This window comes from Arsukibacterium sp., from assembly GCF_041616895.1.
Classification (GTDB): domain Bacteria; phylum Pseudomonadota; class Gammaproteobacteria; order Enterobacterales; family Alteromonadaceae; genus Alishewanella.
Window position 1 is genome coordinate 1 of the sequence record NZ_JBFJPY010000166.1, and the last position, 3,651, is coordinate 3,651.

The following is a 3,651-nucleotide window of genomic DNA, read 5'->3' on the forward strand; positions in this document are numbered from 1 at the left end:
AAATGTTTAATTGACTCTTTTAACTGGGCCGGACAAAACAAGCCGCCACTGCAACGCGCCACCGCCTCACCACTCACCCGTTCTACCGCGGAATGACAAACCGGGCAACTTGCCGGAAAGATAATATCGCGTGCCTGCGCTTGTCGACGGTCCATTAATACCGCGACAATCTGTGGAATAACATCACCCGCCCGGCGCACTGTCACCGTGTCACCTATTTTAATCCCCAGCCGGTTAATTTCGTCCTGGTTATGCAAGGTGGCATTACTGACAGTCACCCCGCCTACCACGACCGGGGCCAAGCGCGCTACCGGGGTAATGGCGCCCGTACGACCCACCTGAAACTCAACATCGAGCAAGGTGGTAAGTTGCTCCTGTGCCGGAAACTTGAAGGCAATAGCCCAGCGTGGCGCCCTTGCGACAAAGCCCAATGCCTGCTGCTGAGCCAGACTATCCACCTTGATAACAACACCATCAATTTCAAAACCAAGCGTATCACGTTGCTGCAGAATATCCTGGCAATAGTCAATAACGGCATTTATACCGGTAACCTTTTTAAGAAGTGGACTGACTGCTAACCCCATACGTTGCAGTTGTAACAGTCTGGCGTAGTGACTGCTCTGATCAAGCTTTGCGTGCTCGTCATCAACATCACCAACCGAATAGGCACTAAAAGAGAGCGGTCTGGATGAGGCAATTTTAGCGTCAAGCTGCCTCAAGCTGCCAGATGCGGCGTTGCGTGGATTAGCAAATAGCTTCTCACCGCTGCTGCCTGAGCGTTCGTTCATTTGGGCAAACAAGTCAAGGGGAATGTATGCTTCGCCCCGAACCTCGAGCATGGCCGGCTGGTCGGCTCCCAATAGTTTTAATGGGATAGATTTAATGGTCCGGGCGTTATGGGTAACATCTTCACCAGTAAAACCATCACCTCTGGTTACCGCTCTTGCTAAAACGCCATGCTGATAATGTAAACTGAGCGCCACTCCATCGAGCTTTGGCTCACAACAAAATACCATGTCGCTCTCAACGTCCAGACTGTCGGATATACGCTTGTTAAACTGAATAAGTTCGTCTTCTGTCTTGGCTTTTTCAAGCGACAACATTGGTAGGGCATGCTCAAACTGGCTGAATTTATCCAGTGGTGTTGCGCCCACCCGCTGGGTCGGCGAATGCGGCTGAACACTCTCAGGAAATGCCGCTTCCAGTGCAACCAGCTCGTCGAATAACACGTCGTATTCTGCATCAGGAACCATGGTCTGGTTTAAGTTGTAATATGCATGAGAATATTGCTGCAACTGGTCTGTCAGTTCTCGCATTCTGGCTTTTTTGGAATCGCTCATTTTCTTTCACTACCGAATGAAAAACGGCAGGGAAAGCCCTGCCGTATTAAATTAATGTCTGGCGTTAGCCATGAATAAGCTGCTGGCGCTGGAATTCACGTATTTTATCAACATAATGACGAACGGTCTGCACCGTTAACACACTGCGCTGACCATCCAGCACCTGACCACCGAACTCTTCGGCCAGTTTTTTTGCCGCATTGTGCATTAAATTAAAATTCTGCAGCGGCTCACCTGGCCCTGGCAGGGTCATAAACAAGCTCAGCCCCCGGGTACTGATTTTATCAATTTGTTCCAAGTCAAAGGTGCCCGGGTTAAACATATTGGCCAGGCTGAATAACACATCACCGCCACCGGCACTGTCCAGATGACGATGAAAAATATCCATGTCGCCATATTTAAAGCCAAGGGGTAACAACGCCGACAGTAAATCAGGACCTTTAATGTCACGCCCTTCAGGCAGCAACACATACAAAATTAATACTTCAGAAGGCTGATGGCCCGATTTTTGCTCAGGTGCGGCTTCCGCATCCACGCGGTCATCAACCTGGCGGGTCGCGTTATCAGGCGAAGAGCGGCGTGGTTTTTCATCATCGGCCAGCGCACTGAAATTAATTGCCGGTTCGGTTTTCTGATCCGGGCCATCAAAATCAAACTCAGGCTGCTGTCGGGAAAAATCCTGACTATGACTGCTTTGCTTAGGCTGTGCAGCCGGCTTGACTGACGCCGGGCTAATTTTTGGCTCTGTGCGCGCCGTATCGGCAGCAGCAGGCCCGCCGCTGCGCGATTTCACCACCCGCACCGGACCAACACCTAAATCGTCAAAGCCTTCACTTTGGTCTGCAGCGGTTGGCGGCGTGGCCTCGTCAGGATGATAACGATGATTTGTCTGGCGGTTATTTTTTCTTACCGTCCAAAGTCCATGAATAAACAGGCCGCCCAGCACCAGCGCCCCGATAATAATTAATACCAATCTCAACTCATCAGCCATAATTGTACCTTTTTATGTTATCAGGCTACTGCCAGCTTGACAGCATCATCCACATCCACAGCCACCACCCGCGATACCCCAGGCTCTTGCATCGTGACGCCCATCAGCTGTGCTGCCATTTCCATGGCAATTTTATTGTGGCTAATATAAATAAATTGCACGGTTTCCGACATTTCCCGAACCAGATTACAAAACCGGCCAACGTTCGCATCGTCTAACGGTGCATCTACTTCATCCAGCATACAAAAAGGCGCTGGATTCAGTCTGAATATGGAAAACACCAATGATAAGGCCGTTAGCGCTTTTTCACCACCCGATAATAAATGAATTGTACTGTTTTTTTTGCCAGGCGGTCTGGCCATAATAGTGACACCCGTTTCCAGTAGGTCATCTTCGGTAAGATCCAGGTAGGCACTGCCGCCGCCAAACACTTTCGGAAACAGCCCTTTTAAGCCCTCGTTTACCTGCTCAAAGGTGTCTTTAAACTTTTGCCGGGTTTCTTTGTCAATTTTACGCATCGCCGTCTCAAGCGTATCGAGCGCACCGGTTAAGTCGTCATGCTGGCTGTCCAGATAACGCTTACGTTCGCTCTGTTGTTCATATTCATCAATAGCCGCCAGATTAATTGCCCCCAGCCGGCTCACGGCTTCTGCAGTTTTATCCAGTTGTTGCTGCCACAGCGTTTCTTCGGCGTCTGCGGCTAATTGTGGCATCACATCTTTAATACTGACCTGCTGTTCGCGCAGCAGTTCCAGCATATTGTTAGCGCGGATCCGACATCCTTCAGCGTCCAGGCGTAAGGATTCAAGATGCTGCCGTTTCTGGTTCAGCTGCTGCATAATACCTTGCTGCCCCTGCTCCAGCTCACGCATTTTCTGCTCTAAACCAGCCAGTCGATCAGTTGCTGCTACCATCGCCTGCTCGGCGTCCTGCCGGTTTAACAGCGCCTCCTGCAATTGCTCCTGCAGCACAATTTCCGGCTCGTCGTTTTCATTAAGCTGTTGCTCCAGGCTATAAATTTGCTCACGCAGTTGCGCCAGTTGCAACTGGGCCCGTTGCAGGTTCTGTGCTAACCCCTGCTGCTGTCGCTCGGCCACCGTAAGCTGCGTTTGTAGCTGGCGGCATTGCTCTTTGTGCTGCTCGAAACGCTCGCGGCTTTGCTGCAACGCCAGCTGAGCTTGTTGCTGGAGATGTTGCAGGTTCTGCTCCTCTTCAGCATGCTCATCTAAAACATATTGCGCCTGTTGCTGGCGTTCGTCCAATAACGCCAGATCGTTCAGCAACGCCTGATGTTTCGCCCCAAGCTGTTGACATTCAGCT

At 50.8% G+C, this 3,651-nt stretch carries 2 protein-coding genes and 1 pseudogene; all 3 read right to left on the reverse strand.

The window, feature by feature from the left end; translation table 11 throughout:
• On the reverse strand, window positions 1-1,340 hold a 1,340-nt coding region (gene ligA / locus ABY802_RS16225; protein WP_372628163.1), incomplete at its 3' end, for an NAD-dependent DNA ligase LigA.
• 64 nt (window positions 1,341-1,404) lie between these two features.
• On the reverse strand, window positions 1,405-2,331 hold the full coding sequence (gene zipA / locus ABY802_RS16230; protein WP_372628164.1) for a cell division protein ZipA: 927 nt from the start codon (window positions 2,329-2,331) through the stop codon (window positions 1,405-1,407).
• A gap of 20 nt (window positions 2,332-2,351) precedes the next feature.
• A pseudogene (locus tag ABY802_RS16235) lies at window positions 2,352-3,651 on the reverse strand (chromosome segregation protein SMC); the annotation flags it as partial.

Excerpts from the sequence above, each read along its gene's own strand:
- zipA (WP_372628164.1), bottom strand. The coding sequence starts at position 2,331 with ATGGCTGATGAGTTGAGATTGGTATTAATTATTATCGGGGCGCTGGTG.